Here is a 20,662-nt window from a genome sequence, read left to right as displayed (position 1 = left end):
TACTCCTTCCGGCTCCCGCAGGTTCCGCCCTCCCGGTTCCCACCGGCAGCTCACGTATTAGGTATTAGGAGTTTTGTTATGTCCGCTGAAGCTTTCCTCAAGGACTTTCACCACGTTGCCACCATAGGGGCCACAGCGAACCACGGTGTGCATCGGCAAGCCGCTACCGAGGAAGACCGGCAGGCCCGGGACTGGTTCACCGCTTTTGCAGCCGAGCACGGCTGGGGCGTGCGCGTGGACGGCATCGGCAACATGTTCGCCTTGATCGAATTTCGGCCCGCTGCGAAATTCGTCATGATCGGCTCCCACTTGGACAGCCAGCCGCTGGGTGGTCGCTTCGACGGGGCGTACGGCGTGCTGGCCGGGTTGCACGCTGCTGCCCGGATCGAGGTGCACGTCAACGCGACAGGCAACGTTCCGCCGTTCAATCTGGCGGTGGTGAACTGGTTCAACGAGGAAGGCGGCCGCTTTGCACCCTCCATCATGGGTAGCTCCGTCTTCGCGGGAATCATGGATCGTGAGCAGATGCTCGGCGTGAGGGACCTCCAGGGAGTCTCCGTGCGGGAAGCCCTGGCGTCGATCGGCTATCTCGGAACGGAGGAGGGGCCCGAAGCAGTGAGCTACGCGAAGATCCACATCGAGCAGGGCCGCATCCTGGAGCGCGAGGGCCTGACCATAGGCGCCGTGGACTCGAGCTGGTACACCCAGAAGCTGGATATTGAGGTCCTCGGCGAGCAGTCCCATACCGGCGCTACCGCCATGGCAGACCGGCACGATGCGCTGGTTGCCGCCTCGAAGATTGTCCTCATGGTGCACGACGTCACGCGCAACTTTGAGGAGGAGACGCTCGTGTCCTCCGTGGGGCAGCTGACGCTGGAACCGAATTCGCCGATCGTCGTGGCCCGCCGGGTGCACCTCGTAGCTGATTTGCGCTCCAACAGCCCCGAGATTGTGCGCTCCGCACGGGACAGCCTGCTGGCAGACATCGCCCGGCTTGCCGAGGAACACGACATCCGGATCAACGTGAAGGACTTCGATGTCCGGGCCAACCAGTACTACCCCGAATCCGGTGTCGTGTTGACTGAGAAGACGGCCGAGAAGCTGGGACTTGGGGTCCGCCGTATGCAGACGATGGCAGGGCACGACTCGGTAGCGATGAACCGGATCGTGCCATCGGTCATGGTGTTCATTCCGTCAGTGGACGGCGTCAGTCACTGCGAACGCGAATTTACCAAGGATGCGGACATGCTGGCGGGCCTGGATGCCCTGACCCAGATCGCGTTGGAACTGGTTTATGGTGCGCTGTCGTCGGAAGACTCGGTGTCGGGAGAGTTTGGCCTCGGGGACAAGTCCACTGCAGGAGCCAGGTCATGACCGAGCTGCATTACCTCAGTGCAGTGGACGCGCTGCGGCTGTTCCGCGCTCGGGAGCTTTCCCCTGTCGAACTGATGGAAGCGGTCATAGAACGCATTACCGAGATCAACGGGACCGTCAATGCGCTGACCGAGACGATGTTTGAGGAGGCCCTCGCTGAGTCGCGGGAGGCCGAGCTGCTGTACCAGCGCGGCGAGTTCGACGGCGGACCCCGAGGCCTGGATTCGGCGCCGCCGTTACTGGGATTGCCGGTGGCCGCCAAAGAGAAGCATGCCATCGCCGGCCGAAGCTTCTCGCAGGGGCTGTTGGCGTGCGCCGGCGAGACCGCAGCGGCCGATCACCCGATCATTGGGCGGATCAAAGCCGCCGGAGGAATCCTCCACGCCCGCACCACCTCGCCCGAATTCAGCTGCGCCACGGTGACACACAGCCCGATGTGGGGAATCACCCGGAACCCGTGGAACCCGGAGTACTCGCCGGGCGGATCCTCCGGCGGGGCCGGGGCAGCGCTGGCATCCGGGATGACGGCATTGGCGACGGCCTCGGACATCGCGGGTTCCACCCGGTTACCCGCATCCTTTACCGGAACCGTCGGTTACAAAGCGCCGTACGGCAGGATCCCGGGCATGCCGCCTCTGTCCAATGACTGGTACCGCGGCGACGGCCCGATGGGCCGCACGGTCGCCGACACCGCGCTGTTGACCAATGTGATGGCCGGACCGCACCCCATGGACCACACCTCGGTGGGGCCGTCCGCTCCTTTGCCCTTGGAATTTGCGCCGGTCCACCACATGCGGATTGCGCTGTGCATCCGGCTCGGGGACTACCCGGTCACAGGGGAGATCGAGGCCAACACCCGGGCCGTGGCCGCGGCTCTGGAGGCAGCGGGTGCCGTCGTCGAGGAGATCGAACTTCCTTGGTCTCATCGGGAGATCAGCGATGTTATCTTCACCCACTTCGGGCACATTCTCGGCCCCGCTATGGAGGCAGCCACCGCAGGCGGCACCGAGCAGTGGGCCGCCTATACGCGGCGCTTCATGGCCGACGCGCGTGAGGCGTCGACGCGCCACACACTCCTGGAAGGACTGCAAGCCGAGTCACGTATCCAGGGGCAGTTGGCCCAGGCCATGGACGGATTCGACGCCCTGATCTGTCCCGCCTCAGCAGTTCCTGCGCTCAAAGCCGACGCCGAGTACCTCGACGGGATCGACGTCGATGGGCAACATCTCGAGCACTACTGGGAAGCGCACATGACTGCGCCGTTTAACATCAACAACCGTTGCCCCGTCCTGGCCGTGCCGAGCGGACTCTCCGAGACCGGGATACCGACAGGCGTGCAAATCGTTGGTAACCCCTACGACGACCTCACCGTCTTCCGCATCGGTGCTGCCGTGGAACAGTTGCGCCCCTGGTCCGGGATGCGGCCGGCACTCTAACCCCGTCCTGAACCGGAGGTCCGAGGGACTCAGCGGACGGTGACCCGGCCGGCGTCGACGTCCCAGCGGGTGTCCAGCCGGACGTTTTCCAGCAGCCGGCGGTCATGCGAGACCAGCAGCAGCGTGCCCTCGTAGCTGTCCAGCGCCTGCTCCAGCTGTTCGATGGCGGGCAGGTCCAAGTGGTTGGTGGGTTCGTCGAGGACCAGCAGGTTCACGCCGCGGGCCTGCAGCAGGGCGAGGGCGGCCCGGGTGCGCTCGCCGGGGGAGAGGGCGCCGACGGCACTGGACACCTGGTCGGCCTTGAGGCCGAACTTTGCCAGCAGCGTGCGGACCTCGGCCTGGCTGTAGTCCGGGACCAGTGCTTCGAAGGCGGCACCGAGCGGCCGGTCCTCCGAGAGCTGGCCGCGCGCCTGGTCGATCTCGCCGATGGCGACGCTGGCACCCAGCCCGGCGGCGCCGTCGTCGGGCTGCTGATGTCCCAGCAGGAGGCGCAGCAGCGTGGACTTGCCCGCGCCGTTGGGGCCGGTGATGCCGATGCGCTCGCCGGCGTTGACCTGGAGCGAGACAGGGCCGAGCGTGAAGGCGTCGCGGCGGACGGTGGCCTGGTTCAAGGTGGCGACCACCGAGCTGGAGCGCGGGGCGGCGCCGATGCTGAACTGCAGCTGCCACTCCTTGCGGGGCTCCTCCACTTCGTCCAGGCGGGCGATGCGGGACTCCATCTGCCGCACCTTCTGCGCCTGCTTTTCGGAGGACTCCGTGCTGGCCTTGCGGCGGATCTTGTCGTTGTCCGGATTCTTCTTCATGGCGTTCCGGACGCCCTGGGAGCTCCACTCGCGCTGGGTCCGCGCCCGGGACACGAGGTCCGCCTTCTTCTCCGCGAACTCGTCGTAGGCGTCGCGCGCGTGGCGGCGCGCCACGGCCCGCTCCTCCAGGAAGGCATCGTAGCCGCCGTCGTACACCGCCACCTTGTTCTGGGCCAGGTCCAGCTCCACCACGGTGGTCACGCAGCGGGCCAAGAACTCGCGGTCGTGGGAGACGAGCACCGCGCCGCCGCGCAGGCCCTGCACGAACGACTCCAGCCGGGCCAGTCCGGCCAGGTCCAGATCGTTGGTGGGCTCGTCCAGCAGGACCACGTCGAACCGGCTCAGCAGCAGGGCTGCCAAGGCGGCGCGCGCGGCCTGGCCGCCGGAAAGCCCGGTCATCGGGGCGTCCGGGCCGACGTCCAGACCGAGTTCGGCCAGCATGGGCGGGATCCTGTCCTCCAGGTCCGCGGCCCCGCTGGCCATCCAGTGGTCCAGGGCGGCGGCGTAGGCGTCGCCGGCCTGCTTGGAGCCGGAGCCCAGCGCCTCGGCCGCGGCTTCCATGGCGGCGGTGGCGGCCGCGGCACCCGTGCGGCGGTCAAGGTAGGCGGCGATGGTCTCGCCGGGAATCCGCTCGTGTTCCTGCGGCAGCCAGCCGACAAAGGCGTCCGAGGGCGCCGTGCTCACGGACCCCGCCAGCGGTGCGTCCGCGCCCGCCAGGATCCGCAGCAGCGTGGTCTTGCCGGCACCGTTGGCGCCGACCACCCCGACGACGTCGCCCGGCGCGACGGTCAGGTTCAGGTTGGAGAACAGGGTGCGGTGGCCGTGGCCGCCCGAGAGGTCCTTGGCCACCAGCGTTGCAGTCATGCCTACCAGTCTAGAGAGCGGCGGCGAGTGGTCCGGACCGCGCCGGCTCCATGACCATGGAACCGTCGAGCCTTTCGGCCTGGCCCGCGACCGGCGGAAGGGCATGGGGGCCGGCTGGCTATGCTGGAGAAGTCGCGTCGCAGCGCCTGGGGCGGACAGAGCCCGGCCGCATGCGGCGCCGGATTTGTTGAACAAGCGCGAAGGCGGGATGCAGATGTCAGGGATAGTGGCTGCCCACGGGGAGTTCGATGCGACAGCGGGCGAACGGATGCTGGACCGGTTGGCACACCGTGGACCGGACGGATCGGCGTCGCGCCGGGTGGGCACGTCCTGGCTCGGCAGCCGGCAGCTGGCCATCGTCGATCCGGAGAACGGGCAGCAACCCCTGGCCGGCCGCGACGGCGACGCGTGGCTGGTGGGCGACGGCGAGATCTACAACTACCGCCGGATCCGCGACCGGCTCGGGCAGGAGGGTTTCCGGACCCGGTCCGATCTGGAGGCCGCGCTGCGGCTGTACGAGGAGCTCGGCGTGGCCGCCTTCGACAAGCTCTGGGGTCCGTTCGCCTTGGTGATCGCCGGCGATGACGGGCGCTTCGTCGCGGCCAGGGACCTGCTCGGATTGTCCCCGTTGTACTGGGCGCGGCGCGAAGAAACCGTGCTGTTTGCCTCCGAAATGAAGGCGTTCGACGACGAGTGGCGGCCTTTCGTGGAGCCGTTTCCGCCGGGCCATGCCTGGACACCGGAGGACGGCCTGATGGCAGGGCCCGTCTTCCCGGCCGGCGCCCCGGTGCTGCTCAAGAGCCGGCGGCCGGACGAGGATCCGCCGCAGTGGGTCTTCGATGCCCTGCGCGACACCCTGGTCCGGGCGGTGGAGCGCAGCCTGGAGGCCGACGTGCCGGTGGGCGTCCTGTTGTCCGGCGGGGTGGACTCCAGCATCGTCACGGCCGTGGCGGCCCGCAAGGCCGCCGAGCGCGGGAAGGTTTTGAAGACGTTCGCCGTCGGGCTGGAGGGAAGCGCCGACCTGCTCGCCGCCCGGGTGATGGCGGCCGCCGCGGGGACCGAGCACCACGAGTTGGTCTACACCGCCGAGGATGCGATCGCGCTGGTACCGCAGGTGATCGCGGAACTTGAGTCCTTTGACCCGACGCTGGTGCACAGCGCGGTGCCGAATTTCCTGGTGTCCCGGCTGGCCGCCGAACACGTGAAGATTGTGCTGGTGGGCGAGGGAGCCGACGAGCTGTTCGCCGGCTACTCGCACTACGGCCGCCATGACTCCGGCGAGGCGCTGCACGAAGACCTGCTGGAGACCATCGAAGGCATGCCCATCGGGGGACTGCAGCGGGTGGACCGGGTGGCCGGTGCGCACGGGATCGAGCCGCGGTTGCCCTTCCTGGACCTGGACATGGTGGAACTGGCCTTGGCGTTGCCGCCGGCGTGGAAGTTGACGGGACCGGAGCGGCCCGCCAAATGGCTGTTGCGCAAGGCCTTCAACGGGATGGTTCCGCACGAGGTGCTCTGGCGGCCGAAGGAGCAGTTCGGCGAGGGCACCGGCATGAACGACGTGCTCCGCGAACACTTCGAAGCCTCGGTCAGCGAAGCCGAGCTCGAGCAGGAGGCAGGCGTTCTGGATCCGCCGGTGCGGACCCGCGAGGAACTCGCTTACTACCGCATATTCGCCGCCGCCCTGCCGGGAATCGATGCGCAGAAGACGGTGGGACGTTTCGCGGAGGCCTGATACGCCGAGCGATTCGGGGAAACCCGGGACTGCGGCGGATTCGGTAAGGCCTGCTACAGCCAGCGGCCGCCGGTCGTGGTGACCGGCGGCCGCTGGCCGTTGTGCGGAGGCAAGGTCCGGTGGCTAACCCACCAGGCCCTGCTCCTGCAGCCACTCCTCGGCGACGTCGCGGGGATCCTCGCCGTCGTTATCCACCCGGCCATTGAGCTCGGTGATAACTTCATTGGTCAGTGCGGCGCTGATCGGTGCCATGATCTCCGCAATGGCCGGGTACTCGTCCAGGGTTTCCTGGCGCAGGGTCATGGAGCCCTGGTACGGGACGAAGAATTCCTTGTCGTCCTCCAACACGGTCAGTTCGTTGGAGATGACCCGGGCATCGGTGGAGAAGACTTCGCCGAACTGGCAGGATCCGCCGACCTGTGTGTAGATGAGGTTCAGGTCCAGCTCCACTACCTTGCTGAATTCAAAACCGTACGCCTTCTCCAAGCCCGGGAGGCCGTCGTCGCGGTTGATGAACTCGCTGGCGGCGCAGACGGCACCCTGGTCCGGGTTCTTCTGGATGAACGCAGCGGCTTCGGTCATGTTGGTGATGCCTTCGGCCTCCGCGAACTCCTTCTTGGCGGCGATCCGGTAGGTGTTCTCGAACGGCGCCGGTTCCAGCCAGGCGACGCCGTTCTCCGCGTCTTCCTTCGCGACGGCTGCGTAGAGATCTTCCGGCACGTCCTCGGTGGTGTGGCCGAGGACATTGACCCAGCCGGTTCCGGTGTAGTCCCAGTAGAAGTCCACCTGGCTCGACTCCAGGGCCTCGCGTACGGTGGCGCTGCCGGAGATGCCCGTCTTGTCCTCGACGGTGGCACCGGCATCCTCGAGCGCGACCGCCGCGATCTGGGCCAGCAGGATCGATTCGGTGAATTCCTTGGAGCCCGCCGTGAAGTGCGCGCCCGCGAGTTCGCCGTCGCCCGTCGCCTCGGCGGCGTCGCCGCCGCCGCAGGCCGTCAGCAGCAGGGCCACTCCGGCGCCAAACGCGGCGAACGCCGTCTTCCGTGAACTATTCGCTTTCATCATTCCTCTTTCGTCATGCAGGGGATGGCCTAGAGCCCTTTCGGGCGCAGGAAGTCTTCGGCAATGCTCGCCAGGTAGTCGATCAGCAGTGCCAGCACCGCCGTGAGCGCGGCGCCGACAATCTGCACCAGGACGCGGTTGGTGGACAGCCCGGCCACGATGATGTCCCCGAGTCCGCCCGCGTTGATGTAGGTCACCAGGGTGGCCGTTCCCACGTTGATGACCAGCGCGGTGCGAACGCCGGCCAGCATGATCGGCACCGCGAGGGGCAGTTCGAGCCGGCGCAGGACGCCGAACTTGGAGATGCCCATGCCCCGCCCGGCTTCCAGCACGGATTCGTCAACCTGCTCCAGGCCTACCATGGTGTTGAGCAGCACCGGGATGATGGCGTAGAGCACCAAGCCCACGATGGCTGCCTGGAAACCCAGGAACAGGAAAGCCACGGCCAGCAGGACCAACACGGCGATGGTCGGAACCGCCTGTCCCAGGGTCAGCAGGGTGATCAGGTAGGGGCGGACCCGACGCATGGCCGGGCGCGTGAACAGGATGCCCAACGGCACCGCGATGACCAGGGTCAGCAGCGTCGAGACCGCGGTCAGCTGCAGGTGCCGGCCCAGGGCGGCGGCCAGGTTGGCCGGGGCCAGGGCGCGCGCCTCGATGCTGTCCAGTTCCTGCGAGCCGACATACAGGTACAGCGCCAGGCAGGCCAGCGCCAGGATGGCCGGTACCAGCAGGTAACCGGTCAGGGTCCTGCGCCGCGTCCTGGCCGGTGGCTGGACCGCAACGTCTTGGTCGTGCACCGTGTGCTGTGGTGCGGCAGCGGCCACGTCAGCCACCCGCCTGTACGGCTTCGGCCACCTCGCCCAGACCGGCCCGGGCTCGAGTGACCGCCGTGTCCCGCATGGCGCGGATGGCCTCGTTGATCTGTTCGATATCCACCACGCCCTGGTAGACACCGTGCGAGTCCACCACGATGGTCACGCTGTACCGGGCGGTGATGAGCTCGTTGAGGGCATCGGACAGGGTTGCGCGGGGTTCCACCATGGCTTCCGGCGGCAGCCCCACCTCGTCCAGCGCGCGTGTGCCTGCCCGGTGCAGGTCGTCCGCACCCACCCAGCGGCGGGGCCGCCCGGCGTGGTCGAGCACCAGGAGCGCGGAGCGGTCGCTGCGCCGCAACTGCTCCAGCGCGTCCTCGGCCGGGGTGTCCAGCCGGACGGTCGGCCACTGGGTCAGCTCGATGTCGGCCACGCGGCTGAGGTTCAGCCGCTTCAGGGAGGCGCCGTTGCCGATGAAGTCGGAGACGAAATCATTGGCAGGGGCGGTCAGGATCTGCTCCGGGGTGTCGTACTGGGCAATCCGGGAGCGGTCCTGCAGGATGGCGATCCGGTCGCCCATCTTGATTGCTTCATCGATGTCATGGGTGACGAACACGATGGTCTTGCGCACCTCCGACTGCAGGCGCAGGAATTCGTTCTGCAGCCGGTCCCGGGTGATCGGGTCTATCGCCCCGAACGGTTCGTCCATCAGCATCACTTCCGGGTCTGCACCCAGAGCGCGTGCCACCCCTACCCGTTGCCGCTGCCCGCCGGAGAGCTCCTTGGGGTAGCGGTTGCGGTACGTCGACGGCGGCATGTTGACCATGTCCAGCAATTCGTCCACCCGAGCGGAAATCCGTTTGGCGTCCCAGCCCAACAGCTTGGGCACGGTGGCCACGTTTTCGCCGATGGTCATGTGCGGGAACAGGCCGACCTGCTGAATGACGTAGCCAATGCGGCGGCGGAGCTGGTCCGGGTCGGTGGTGGTGACGTCCTCTCCGTCCAGGATGATCCGGCCGGAGGTGGGCTCGATGATCCGATTGATCATCTTCATGGTGGTGGTCTTGCCGCATCCCGACGGGCCGACCAGCACCACGATCTCGCCCTCGTGGATGTCCAGGGTCAGGTCGTCGACCGCGTTGTCCTTCTGTCCGGGAAACCTCTTGGACAGGTTCTGTAAGCGGATCTTGACCGGCCTGGGCTGGGGGGTCTGATGGTCGGAAGCGGTCATCGGATTCCTTTGGAGGTAGTCAGCTTGCGGACGGTGTGGAAGAGCAGATCGAACAGGATGGCGAGGACAATCACGCCGAGGGTTCCGGCCAGGACCATGTTGACAGCCACCGGCGTGCCCACCCGGGCGAGGCCGGTGAAGATCAGCTCTCCGTAGCCGGGGCCCAGTACGATCGCGCCGATGGCAGCGATGCCCAGCAGGACCAGGGTGGTGACGCGGATGCCGGTGATGATCACCGGCCACGCCAGCGGCAGTTCGATCCTCAGCAGCCGCTGGGTTCGGCTCATGCCCATGCCCTTGGCCGATTCCACGATGGCAGGATCCACTTCGCGCAGGCCGGTGATGGTGTTGCGGACGATGGGCAGCAGGCCATACATGGTGAGGGCGACGACGACGGGCAGCGCGCCCAGGCCCAGGGGGCCGATGAGGAGGATGAACAACGCGAAGGAGGGGACGGTCAGGAAAGCACCGGTGACCGCGAGGACTGTTTCGCGCGGCCGTTCGTGCCGATAAGTCGCGATGCCCAGGCCGACCCCGATCACGGTGGCGAGCATGACCGCAACGCCCACGAGGATGGCATGCTCGATGCCCATTTCCAGCATGTCGTCGGCCCGTTTCGCGAGAAACTCGAAAAAGTTCACACGTTCCTTTCTGTAACCTCTGCCGGGAACAAGACACGGAGAGACCGAGGCTAGTGTGGTTTCTGTTGCCGATGTGGCAGGTGGTACGACTGCCCGTAACTATAGTTGATCCCCGCTGGTGGATGCCCATTGGGCCGCCGGCAGCGGGCCGCCGCGGACGGTCAGTCGCGGATCCGGACGGCGGCTTCGCGCAGGAACTGGTCCACGCGTGTGTAAGCGTCGCGGGTGAGCGCCTTCCACAGGCGCATCGCCAGTTTCGGGTCCTGCTCCTCCAGTTCCTCGATCGCCTCCGCGGAGAGCACCATGAGTTCCACCGGGCCGTCCGCCTTCTCGGTGGTCTCCTGCCGGTCTTCGCTGCCCAGTGCCAGTTCGCCGAACGTCATGCCGGCGCTGAGCGTGCTCAGCTTGACCCGCCGTCCCTCGGAGTCGGCGGCGATGGTGCTGATCCGGCCGGAGACAATGAAGTACACCCCGCCAAACCGTTGGCCGACCCGCCGGACGATCTCGCCGTCCTCGTACTTCGCGGGCTCCATGCGTTCCACCAGGGCGACAATTTCGTCCGCGTGCAGGGTGCCTAGGGCCAGCGACTGCTCCACCGGCACCGACGTGGGCACGCCCAGCGGATCTCCGTAGCGGGCAATGAGGCGGTTCTCGGAGAACTCGACGGCCCCGGTGCGGGTGTCGAAGACCGGCACGTGCCGCCCGGTGTCGATGAAGACGTCGGCGAGCCTGTCCTCCGGATCGATCAGCAGCAGTTCACGGTTGTCCGCGGCCAGAATCTCCTCCAGGCGGGCGAACATGCGCAGGGCCACGCCGCCCACTTCGTCGACGCGGCGCAGGTCTAGGACCACCAGCTCTACGTCGTCGGGGAGCGAGCTGATTTCCCGGACCATCGATTCCGTACCGGCAAACAGCAGGTCGCCGTTGAGCTCGATCAGTTGCGCGCGATAGCCGTTCTCCCGCAGCACCTCGGCCGACTCGTCCGTGCGGCGGATGCCGGAAGGAACGACGGTGATGTCGTAGCTGGCGCGGATCGCGGAACGCCCGGCACGCGCGGAGCGGACGAAATGCATCTCCATGTCCTCGGACAGCCGCCGGCTTACGGCGATCCCGCGGACCGACCCGCCGTGGTCGTCCAGCGGCGGGGAGAACACCGCGAGCCCGACCTGGCCGGGAAGCACCGCCAGGGTGCCCCCTCCCACCCCGGACTTCGCCGGCATCCCCACGTTGGTGACCCAGTCTCCGGCGTCGTCGTACATGCCCGAGGTCATCATGACCGACAGCACCCGTTCCACCGGCCCGATGTCCATGACGTGGTTGCCGGTGACGGGGTTGGTGCCGCCGTTGGCCAAGGTCGCGGCCATGATGGACAGGTCCCGGCAGGTCACCTGCACCGAGCACTGCCGCAGGTAGTTCTCCAACGCGGTGGTGGGGTTGTCCTCGATGATGCCAAATGAGCTCAGCAGGTAGGCCAGTGCATGGTTGCGGTCGCTGTTGCGCAGCTCGGCTTCGAACACCCGCGGGCTGCTCTTCAGTTTCCGGCCGGCGAATTCGGAATACGTGTTCAGGATCCGCTTGATCGCGGACCTGCCGCCGGAGCCCTTGATCATCCCGGTGACCGCCAGCGCGCCCGCGTTGATCATCGCGTTGGCCGGCCGCCCGGTGCCGGCGGCGAGGGAGATCTCGTTGAACGGGTCCCCGGAGGGCTCTACGTCCACCTTCTCGTCCACCGCGTCGAAGCCAAGCTCGGCCAGCGCGAGCGCGTAGCTGAACGGCTTCGAGATCGACTGCAGCGTGAATTCCTTGCGGGTGGTGCCCACCTCGTAGACGTAGCCGTCCACGGTAGCCAGGCAGATCCCGAAGTCGTCCGGATTGACTACCGCCGAGGCAGGACCAACCAGATACGGCGTCCCGTCGCGGAGTTCGGAGATCTCGGCGTGCAGGGTGCGCAAGTAGCTGTCGATCGGCGATTCCATATCACCAGCGTAAGTGGGCGGACGACGCGCCCCGGACAGCCGCCCGGGCTGGCCTACGCCCTCATCGCGCCATCGGACTACCGCGCCATCGGACTATCGCGTAATCCGAATGCCCTGCGGCGCGATGGTCAGGGAGGCGACCTCTTCCAGGCCCGGGTGCAGATCGTCGCCGTCATGCACCACGCCCTTTTCCCACCAAATCTTCAGGCCGTCGGGGGAGTCCTCCAGGCTGGCCAGGTTGTTGTCGAACCATGGCCGCATGTGGCTCTTCCACGTGAACGGCGGATCGGGAACCTTCGCGCCACGGGCTACGAGCGCGCCCACCGGAGCGGCGATGCCATAGGACATGGCGGCGGTGAAATAGCGCAGGAAGCGGGGCAGCGGGTTGCGGACGGGCGAGCAGACGGCCTGGACGATCCGGCTGCCCGAATCTCGCACCACCTCCGTCACATAGGAGAAGTGCACGTCGCCCGAGAGGAAGGTGACGGTCTCCGGCGCCGGTCCGCGCCCGCCGTCGGCCACCTCCTGCACCATGGCCGCCACCTCGTGGAAGGTGCGCTGGAAGGCTGCCCAGTGCTCCAGGTCCACGGCTTGCCGCAGCAGTTCACCGGCGGCCGCCGGCAGCTTGCCCCACGCCCCTTCGCTGAGGGCCTCGTTCCAGGACTCGATGTGGTGCAGGCCCTTGGGGAGCAGGAACGGCAGCGAGGTCCCGATCAGCAGGTGCTTGAAGCCGCCCTGGAGCTGGCTGTCCAGCCAGGCCATTTCTTCCTCGTCCAGCAGCGTCCGCCGGTCCGGCTGCAAGTCACGGGCAGCGCGCGAGTCGAGCACGACCAGCCGTGAACCGCCGATGTCGCGGGTGAAGCTCCAGCGGTAAGTGTCCGGCTGCCGGTCCGCCCGTTCCGCGAAAGCTTCCAGCGCGTCGCTGAGGTCCGGTTCGCCGTCGCCCGGATGGTTCACCACCTGCTGCCACAGTTCGTCCTCGGCACGCTGCTCCGGGGACAGGTTGCCCAGATGCTGGTAGACCCAGTAGGACGCGAGGCCGGCGACAATGCGGCCATGCCACCAGGGCTTCTTGGCCATCTTCCGCCGCCAGCTCAGCGAGGCGTTCCAGTCGTCGCGGATGTCGTGGTCGTCGAAGATCATCGCACTGGGCAGCGTGGACAGCAGCCATCGGTTGGCGCCGTCCGACCACGCGAGCATGTACAGGTGGGCGTATTCCGCGTAGTCCTTCAGCTCTTCGCCGGGCGGTTCCTTGATATCGCGGCGGGCGCGGATGAACTCCTGCATCGCCTCGGTCGTCGAGTCCGCGTAGACCTGGTCGCCGAGGAAGAGCAGCAGGTCCGGCCAGACGGAGTCCGTCCCGGTCCCGTCGAGTGCCCCGCCGGTCGCGTCCCCGGTCCCGGTCCTGTCCGCGGTGCCGGCCTTGTCCCCGGGCCGGGCGGCGCCGTCGGCACGGTGCAGCGCGTACGCCCGGAGCGCGTCCACGCCGTGCTGCCTGTTGCCGGCCGCGTCATGCTCGACGCTGGTGCGGCAGGATCCAAAGGCCAGCCGGAGCGGGCGTCCGGGCGTGAGGGTGCGGATCACGGGTGCAGGGTACGGCGAGTCCGGTTCCGGCCAGGCCGTGACGCCGTCAACCTCCACCCGATAGGGTGTGACGCTTCCTGGCTCCAGCCCCTCGGCCTCGACCAGCGCGTAATGGTGGCCGCGCACGGAGAACGTGCCTGCCTGCCAGCTGCGCCCCTGAACCACGACGGCGACGGTGGCGGCTTCGCGGGTCTCCACCCAGATGCTGGCCGACGTCTGGTCCACATAGCGCAGCATCGGGCCAAGTACCAGCGGCGATGCGGTCATGAATCCTCCTGCCTGACCGACAGAACGGTGTTCCCTTGCGCAACTCTGCCACTATCGCCGGCCTGCCGAAAGAGGCCGCGGCGGAGGGATTGCCTTCGGGCGCGGGCATCGCCGTCGTCATTCCCGACGTCGGTCGGTCAGCGCTCCGGCCGACCTCGGGGGAGCGGCGGCGGTTGGGCAGCGGTCACGCAACGGCGTGGCCGGAGCGTCGGAAGGCGGCTTTCAGCGCTCCGGTGACGGGAGGGGCTGCAGCGTCGGAAGGTGGCCGGTAGCGGGTACGGGCGCGTCCTGCTTTTTCCGCGGGGCGTCCTTGCCGGGATTGCCGTCGCGCTGGCCCAGGGACGGATCCGGCAGTCCGCCCTCCAGCGGCGGCACCGCGGGGAGCACGTCCCGGGACGGCGTGCCCGGCAGACGTTTGGCATCCTGCCCGGCAGCATCATCGGTACCAGGGGTCCGCTCCGCCTGGTGCCCGGGCTGGGGCGCGGGGGCAGCAGGATGTGCCGGGGCAGCGGGAGCGGCCGGGGAATCGGTGCCGGTGTCGGCCGAGCCGGAGCCGCCTTCCTCAACCGGGGCCTCGCCCGTTACGGCCGGGGCGCGGGCGGGGGCTCCGGGCACGGAGTGGTCTTGGGGAGTTTCCTGGCCGGTGCCGGACGGGGCGAGGAAGCCCACGACCTGCCGGACGGCCTGGTCCGCGGCTGCCCGGAAGTCGGGGTTGGCCGCCGCCACGCCGGACACTCCCAGCCCGGTGGCGGCCACCGCGGCCGTGAGGATAAGGGCGCCGCGCACCGTGCGGCGTCGGCGCAGCGGCACGACCTGCGCGCCCGCGGCCGCCGCGCCGGCAGCCGGCGTCAGGTAAGCCAGCACCTCGGGCGATGGGGCCGGGATGGGGGCTTCCCCGGCGGCGCGGAGGGCCAGCAAGGTGGACTCCAGCGGGGCAGAAGGAGCCAGCCCGGCTTCGTCCAGCAGCCGGCGGACGGCGTCGTCGTCGGACATTTCAGCGCTGTTCATACCAGGGCCTCCTTCCTTTCCAGAACGGATTTGAGTTTAAGCAGGGCGCGCCGCTGCAATTGTTTGATGGAGCCGGCGCTCCGGCCCATGATCTCGGCAACCTGTTCGATCGACAGGTCGGCGACCACGCGTAGCATCAGCACTTCCTGCTGCTCCGGCTTCAGCTCCTTGAGCTGGCGTCCCACATCGCTCTCGGCGAGCGTCTCCAGGACAGTTGTTTCGGCGGACTCCACCGCTCGGGCGTCGGCATCAGGGTCGTAGGGCGACAGCACTGGCTGCCGGGCCCGGCGCCGGACATCGTCTACGTAGCGGGCATGGGCGATGGAGAACGCCAGCGTCCGCAGCCCCTGGAACCCGCCGTTCACCGACCGGATCCGGGAGAAGAGGGCGAGGAATACTTCCTGTACGGCGCCTTCGTGGTCTTCCACACCGCGCACCTTCAGGTATCCATTGAGCCCGGGTGCCAGCGCGGTGTAGATCTCGCCGAATGCAGCTGCATCTCCGGACTGCGCCGCGAACACGATGTCGTCGGGAAGTGATGGGGGCAAGTCGACGTTCTTTCAGACAGCGGGCGACGGGTGCGGCGCCCCCAGTGTAGGCGCCGCACCCGGTACCACGGGAATTACTGTCCGGCTTCTACCGTGACCGAAGCGGCGCCACGCAGTTCGGCGCGGGTTTCCGCGGCTTCCGTGCGGGCGTCGATCGCGGCTTCGGCCTTGGCGTTGGCGGTTACCGGCAGCTCCGGAACGGCAGGGACGGCCGGAGTGGCAGGCACGCCGTCGGCACCCGGGACGGCCGGGACTGCCGGAGCCACGGCGGCACCCGAACGCAGCTCGGCGGCGGCGCCGTTCTCCTCGGTGCCGGCCTCGGCCTCTGCGCCCAGCGCCGCGTCAGCCTCTGCTCCGTCTGCGCCGGCGGTGACGTCGACCTCGGCATCGGCTGCGGCTGCGGACCGGACTTCCGGCACGGCGGGGGAGGCCGGGATGGCCGGGACTGCAGTCTCACCCTCGCCGGCGGGGACGGCCGGGGTGGCCGGGACTGCCGGCGTGGTGACCGCGGTCTCCGAATTGCCGACGGCGGTCAGGGCGGGTGCTGCCACGGCGGCTCCGGCGCCTCCCACGGCGATGACGGCGGCCAGGGCGGCTCCCTTGGCGGGCAGGCTCAGGGTGCGGAAACGGTTCGACATGGATCTCCTCAAAAGGTTGCTCGGCACGGCCGCGGTACTGCTACTGCGGCGCGCCCTTACACCTGACTAATCGAAGGAAGAGGGTGAAAGGTTACGCTTTCGTGATTTTTCGGGAGAAACATTTTTCACGGTAAACGCCGGTGGCCGGGGCATTACGCCCCGGCCACCCGCCTGCGACCGGCTGACGGGTGTCAGTAGGCCTTGACCCGCTGTTCGACCACCAAGTGGATCAGGGCGAAGGTCTTGTCCTCGTCGATGGCCTTAAGGGCAGCTTCGAGGGCGGCGGGAACGTCCGCATCCTTCTCGACCTTCACCCCGAAGCCGCCGAAGGCCTGGGCCATCAGGGCGAAGTCGGGATTCTTCAGCTGGGTGCCGGAGATGCGCTCGGGGTACCAGCGTTCCTGGTGGGTGCGGATGGTGCCGTATTCCTGGTTGTCCATGACGATGACCAGCGGAGTGGCACCGTACTGGGCGGCGGTCGCCAGTTCCTGCCCGTTCATCAGGAACTCGCCGTCGCCGGCGATGGTCACCACGCGCCGTCCCGGGTGGGCCAGCGAGGCGGCGATGGCCGAGGGGACGGAGTATCCCATGGAACCGTTGCGGGCCGACAGCATGGAGCCGTAGTCGTGCGTGGGGAAGTAGCGGTGCGCCCAGTTGGTGTGCTCGCCGGCTCCGAGGGTGACCATGGCGTCGCGCGGCAAGCCCGCGACCAGATTGGCCATCAAGGTGTCCATCCGGGCGGGCCCCTCGCCGGGCTCGGCCGGCGGCAGGGCGGCGAACTTGACCTGCTCGCCGCGCATGCGCTGGGTGAAGTCTTTCCACTCTTCCTTCACCGGCAGGTCCATCATGACCAGGTCGCGGACAAAGACATCAGGCTTGGCCACGATCTGGTAGGAGACGGGGCCGGAGCGGCCCCGCAGCGACGGGTCGATGGTGACCAGGAAGTTCTTCTTCGACCAGTCCTGCCGGACCAGGAAGCCGTCGGTGATGACATCGCCCGGGACGGTGCCGACGAAGACCAGCAGGTCGGTTTCCTCGAGCAGGTCGTAGGTGGGCTTCGGCCGGCCGTAGCCAATCGGGCCCACGTAGGAGGGGGAGTCGAAGGGGATGGTGCCCTCGCAGCGCCATTCGACGGCCGCCGCGATGTTGTGCTCTTCGAGCCACGTCGTGAGTGCGCTGGACCCTTCCTGGGTCCAGTCATTGCCGCCGACGACGAACAGCGGCTTTTCGGCGTCCTTCAGCGCGGTCTTGAGCGCCTTCCAGTCCGTGACCGTCATGCCGCCCTGCGCCACCGGGATGACCGGGTGCAGCGTGGCGTCCACTTCTTCGCGGATGACGTCTTCGGGAAGACCGACGACGACGGGTCCAGGCCGCCCGCTCATGGCGGCAAACATGGCCTCGGCGACGATTTCCGAGGCCCGCTCGGGGTGGTCCAGCACCATGACCCGTTTGGCGCCGGTGTCGAACCAGGATTTGATGTCGAATTCCTGGAAGGCTTCGCGGTCACGATGCTCGAAGGGGATCAGGCCCACGAACAGCACCATGGGCGTGGAGTCCTGCCAGGCGGTGTGGAGGCCAACGTGTGCGTTGGCCGCGCCGGGCCCGCGGGTGACCATGGCGATGCCGGGCCGCTGGTTCATCTTTCCGTCCGTCTCGGCCATGTAGGCCGCGCCGCCCTCATGGCGGCAGACGATGGTGTCGATGCTGGAAGTGTGGAGCCCGTCCAACACTTCCAGGTAGCTCTCGCCGGGAACCACGTACGTGCGTTCGACGCCGTGCGCCATCAATGAATCGACAATAATGTGCCCTGCCGATTTGCGGACCGGTTGCTGCTGCTGCGCTGCGACTGCGACCGCTTCCATCTGATCCTGTGTCACAGGAGACCTCTTTCACCTTTGAATCGAACTCGTCCGCGGCATTCTTCTCGTGCGGGTGCACGGTTCCCGATGAACGCGCTTGAGCAAAAGTACATCAAGGGGTGTGTTAGGGCACCGTCCCTGTGACATGGCGAGGTAACGAAAGTGACGTGGTTCGCATTCTCCAGGCCGAGGTGGCTGCTGCGGCAGCTCTCACCCGCGCCGGTGGCGGGACACGAAATCGGCGCAACCGCGGATGGCGCCCGCGGCGAGGCAGATGAGGCCCAGCATGGCCAGAACCAGCGCATTCCCCGCTATGCCGATGAACAGCAGGAGCGCGCCGGCCAGGGCCAGCAGGGTCGCCGCCCCGACGACGTGGCCGAAGACCAGCACGCCGCGGGCCGACAGGGAGCGGGCCAAGCGCGGGTCGTCGTTCTGCAGTTGCTGCCCCAGCCTGTCCAGGCGCTGCCGTTCGTCATCCGATAGAGACATTCCGACCTCCTCGGGCTCCGCGGCACCGCAGCCGGTGCCGCGCCGGACACCGTATAAGACAAATGTAGTCTCGGGATGCCCGCCGGGGGTATGGGCCGGGGCCAAGCGAGGGCCGATTCGTTATCGCCGCCGTCGACGACGGAAGGTTGCGGTTTTGCCGGAGCCTCTCCGCCGGTGGTACTTTGATCCGGATAAATCTGATTTATTGACGAGAGATTGGTCACCAAATCAGATGTAATGATGCGTCTGAGGAGTTCTGCCCATGTCCCTGCAATATCCCCCGCTGGTGGTCATGGGCGTCCAAGGATGCGGAAAATCCACGGTGGGCAGCGCGGTCGCCCGGCACCTCGGCCTTGAGTTCATCGACGGCGATGACCTGCACAGCGCGGCGAACAAGGAAAAGATGGCCTCCGGCCAGCCGTTGACGGACGCCGACCGCCACCCCTGGCTGAGCGCCATCGGCAAGGTCATGGCAGAAAAACTGGCCGAGGGAACCACCGCCGTCGTCGCATGCTCGGCGCTGAAGCGCAGCTACCGCGACCTCATCCGCTCCTTCGCGCCGCAGACCCGGTTCATTCACCTCACCGGCAGCCAGGAACTGATTGCCGAGCGGATCAGCGGGCGCGACCACGAATACATGCCCCCGACACTGCTGGATTCGCAGTTCCAGACGCTGGAACCGCTCGGCGACGACGAGGCAGGCCTTGAGGTCTCCGTCACCGATTCCCCCGAGCGGATCGCGGTGCTGGTGGAGCACTACCTGCAGGACCCGGCCCACCCGGCGGGAAGCTAGCGCCGGCAGGCGGGAAACAACTGAGCCAAATAACTGAAACGGTTGACCCGATAACCCGTTGGGCGACCGTCCGATACAACGAAGGACAATGATGACCGAACTCGAGCTCAACTGGACGTTGGGCACGGCGGGACTCCTGCTGGTCGCCGTAGCAGCCATCGCGCTGCTGCTGGTGCTGATCATGCGGTTCCGCGTGCACGCTTTCCTGTCGCTGATTATTGTCAGCGTGCTCACCGCGGTGGCCACCGGCATTCCGGCCGCAGACATTATGCCGACGCTGTTGGGCGGCTTCGGCGGAACCTTGGCCAGCGTGGCCCTGCTGGTCGGCCTGGGCGCCATGCTCGGCCGCATGCTGGAGGTCTCCGGCGGTGCGGACGTCATGACGCAGGCGTTGATCAACAAGTTCGGCGAGAAGCGCGCGCCGCTTGCGCTGTCCGTGGCGTCGCTGCTGTTCGGTTTCCCGATCTTCTTCGACGCGGGCCTCGTGGTCATGCTGCCGATCATCTTCACCGTGGCACGACGCCTCGGGGGATCGCTGCTCACTTATGCGTTCCCCGCAGCCACCGCCTTCTCCGTCATGCACATCTTCGTGCCGCCGCACCCCGGTCCCGTGGCCGCCACCGGCCTGCTGGGCGCCGACGTCGGGCTGGTCCTGATCCTCGGCCTCGTCATTGCCATCCCGACCTGGTACCTGGTGGGCTACCTGTTCGGCCACTTCCTGGGCCGCCGGTTCAACATCGCCGTGCCGGACATCCTCGATGCCCCGAAGGGCTCGGTGGAGAACGAATTCCGCTCCGCCCCGAAGCTGGGCACCATCTTCTTCCTGCTGCTGCTGCCGCTGCTGCTGATCTTCCTCAACACCGGCCTGAACATGCTCGCCACCGCCGAGGTTGTCTCGCTGGAGGACACCTGGGTGCAGGTTTTGCGGACGCTCGGTGAAACCCCGATCGCCCTGCTGATCACCGTGCTCCTGGCCATGTGGCTGCTGGGCCACCGCCAGGGCAAGAAGCACAGCCTCGTGGAAACCGTGGTGGACAGTGCCCTGGGCCCGGTCTGCTCGATTATCCTGATCACCGGCGCCGGCGGAATGTTCGGCGGCGTGCTGCGCTCGAGCGGCATCGGCAACGCCATCGCCAGCTCGCTGGACGCGATCGGGCTGCCGATCATCGTCGCCGGCTTCGTGATTGCCGCCGTCGTCCGCGTGGCCCAGGGCTCCGCGACGGTCGCGCTGACCACCGCGGCCGCGCTGGTCCAGCCGGTCGTCATGGGCAACCCGGACTTCAACCCGGTGGAACTGGCCGCCATCGTGCTGGCGCTGGCCGCCGGCTCGGTGTTCGCCGGCCACGTGAACGACTCGGGCTTCTGGCTGGTCAGCCGGTTCTTCCAGATGGACACCAAGACAACGCTGAAGACCTGGACGGTGGGCCAGGCGCTGGTGGGCATCGTCGGCTTTGTCCTCGCACTGGCCATCTACCTGATCGCCACCTCTTTCTAGTACAACCTTGGGCAACATGGACGGGGCGGCTGCGGCCGTCCCGT

General features: G+C 67.6%; 17 protein-coding genes. 5 read left to right on the top strand and 12 right to left on the bottom strand.

Annotation, left to right across the window (positions count from 1 at the left end; genetic code table 11):
* Nucleotides 1-78: 78 nt before the first annotated feature.
* Entirely contained in the window at nucleotides 79-1,374 is a 1,296-nt protein-coding gene (locus AC5RUH_RS10830) for a M20 family metallo-hydrolase (protein WP_494128575.1), read from the top strand.
* Nucleotides 1,371-2,810, top strand: a complete 1,440-nt coding sequence (locus AC5RUH_RS10825) for an amidase (RefSeq protein ID WP_494128574.1) — start codon at nucleotides 1,371-1,373, stop codon at nucleotides 2,808-2,810. Before AC5RUH_RS10830 ends, AC5RUH_RS10825 begins: the two co-directional genes overlap by 4 nt.
* Nucleotides 2,811-2,839: 29 nt before the next feature.
* Here AC5RUH_RS10825 and abc-f read toward each other — a convergent pair whose 3' ends face one another.
* Nucleotides 2,840-4,477, bottom strand: coding sequence for a ribosomal protection-like ABC-F family protein (gene abc-f, locus AC5RUH_RS10820; protein ID WP_494128573.1), 1,638 nt, complete (start codon nucleotides 4,475-4,477; stop codon nucleotides 2,840-2,842).
* 214 nt (nucleotides 4,478-4,691) lie between these two features.
* Between abc-f and asnB the strand changes: the two genes are divergently transcribed.
* On the top strand, nucleotides 4,692-6,212 hold the full coding sequence (gene asnB / locus AC5RUH_RS10815; protein WP_494128572.1) for an asparagine synthase (glutamine-hydrolyzing): 1,521 nt from the start codon (nucleotides 4,692-4,694) through the stop codon (nucleotides 6,210-6,212).
* A 123-nt stretch (nucleotides 6,213-6,335) separates the two neighbouring features.
* Here the strand turns inward: asnB and AC5RUH_RS10810 are convergent, their stop codons facing one another.
* From AC5RUH_RS10810 to AC5RUH_RS10760, 11 genes are all read right to left on the bottom strand, one after another.
* Nucleotides 6,336-7,277, bottom strand: coding sequence for a glycine betaine ABC transporter substrate-binding protein (locus AC5RUH_RS10810; RefSeq protein WP_494014495.1), 942 nt, complete (start codon nucleotides 7,275-7,277; stop codon nucleotides 6,336-6,338).
* 26 nt (nucleotides 7,278-7,303) lie between these two features.
* Nucleotides 7,304-8,110, bottom strand: coding sequence for an ABC transporter permease (locus tag AC5RUH_RS10805; protein WP_494076681.1), 807 nt, complete (start codon nucleotides 8,108-8,110; stop codon nucleotides 7,304-7,306).
* Nucleotides 8,103-9,320, bottom strand: a complete 1,218-nt coding sequence (locus AC5RUH_RS10800) for an ABC transporter ATP-binding protein (RefSeq protein WP_494001596.1) — start codon at nucleotides 9,318-9,320, stop codon at nucleotides 8,103-8,105. The genes AC5RUH_RS10805 and AC5RUH_RS10800 overlap by 8 nt, the downstream gene beginning before the upstream one ends.
* Nucleotides 9,317-9,961, bottom strand: a complete 645-nt coding sequence (locus AC5RUH_RS10795) for an ABC transporter permease (protein ID WP_494014493.1) — start codon at nucleotides 9,959-9,961, stop codon at nucleotides 9,317-9,319. Before AC5RUH_RS10795 ends, AC5RUH_RS10800 begins: the two co-directional genes overlap by 4 nt.
* Before the next feature lie 161 nt (nucleotides 9,962-10,122).
* The gene (glsA, locus tag AC5RUH_RS10790; RefSeq protein ID WP_494128571.1) at nucleotides 10,123-11,937 is read right to left on the bottom strand and encodes a glutaminase A; all 1,815 of its coding nucleotides are present in this window, start codon (nucleotides 11,935-11,937) and stop codon (nucleotides 10,123-10,125) included.
* A gap of 93 nt (nucleotides 11,938-12,030) precedes the next feature.
* Nucleotides 12,031-13,788, bottom strand: a complete 1,758-nt coding sequence (locus AC5RUH_RS10785) for an alkaline phosphatase D family protein (protein ID WP_494128570.1) — start codon at nucleotides 13,786-13,788, stop codon at nucleotides 12,031-12,033.
* 222 nt (nucleotides 13,789-14,010) lie between these two features.
* On the bottom strand, nucleotides 14,011-14,796 hold the full coding sequence (locus AC5RUH_RS10780; RefSeq protein ID WP_494128569.1) for a hypothetical protein: 786 nt from the start codon (nucleotides 14,794-14,796) through the stop codon (nucleotides 14,011-14,013).
* Nucleotides 14,793-15,344, bottom strand: coding sequence for an RNA polymerase sigma factor (locus tag AC5RUH_RS10775; protein ID WP_494076677.1), 552 nt, complete (start codon nucleotides 15,342-15,344; stop codon nucleotides 14,793-14,795). The genes AC5RUH_RS10780 and AC5RUH_RS10775 overlap by 4 nt, the downstream gene beginning before the upstream one ends.
* A 74-nt stretch (nucleotides 15,345-15,418) precedes the next feature.
* The gene (locus tag AC5RUH_RS10770) at nucleotides 15,419-15,982 is read right to left on the bottom strand and encodes a hypothetical protein (RefSeq protein ID WP_494128568.1); all 564 of its coding nucleotides are present in this window, start codon (nucleotides 15,980-15,982) and stop codon (nucleotides 15,419-15,421) included.
* A gap of 191 nt (nucleotides 15,983-16,173) precedes the next feature.
* The gene (locus AC5RUH_RS10765; protein ID WP_494128584.1) at nucleotides 16,174-17,844 is read right to left on the bottom strand and encodes a thiamine pyrophosphate-dependent enzyme; all 1,671 of its coding nucleotides are present in this window, start codon (nucleotides 17,842-17,844) and stop codon (nucleotides 16,174-16,176) included.
* A 207-nt stretch (nucleotides 17,845-18,051) separates the two neighbouring features.
* Complete coding sequence (locus AC5RUH_RS10760; RefSeq protein ID WP_494001589.1) at nucleotides 18,052-18,330, bottom strand: DUF3040 domain-containing protein; 279 nt, start codon at nucleotides 18,328-18,330, stop codon at nucleotides 18,052-18,054.
* 262 nt (nucleotides 18,331-18,592) lie between these two features.
* Between AC5RUH_RS10760 and AC5RUH_RS10755 the strand changes: the two genes are divergently transcribed.
* Nucleotides 18,593-19,123, top strand: a complete 531-nt coding sequence (locus tag AC5RUH_RS10755; protein ID WP_494023554.1) for a gluconokinase — start codon at nucleotides 18,593-18,595, stop codon at nucleotides 19,121-19,123.
* 88 nt (nucleotides 19,124-19,211) lie between these two features.
* Nucleotides 19,212-20,618, top strand: a complete 1,407-nt coding sequence (locus AC5RUH_RS10750; RefSeq protein WP_494073505.1) for a GntP family permease — start codon at nucleotides 19,212-19,214, stop codon at nucleotides 20,616-20,618.
* The last annotated feature ends 44 nt before the right edge of the window (nucleotides 20,619-20,662 follow it).

The organism is Arthrobacter sp. Y3223166 (genome assembly GCF_059090935.1).
This window is presented reverse-complemented; position numbering and strand designations above follow the sequence as displayed.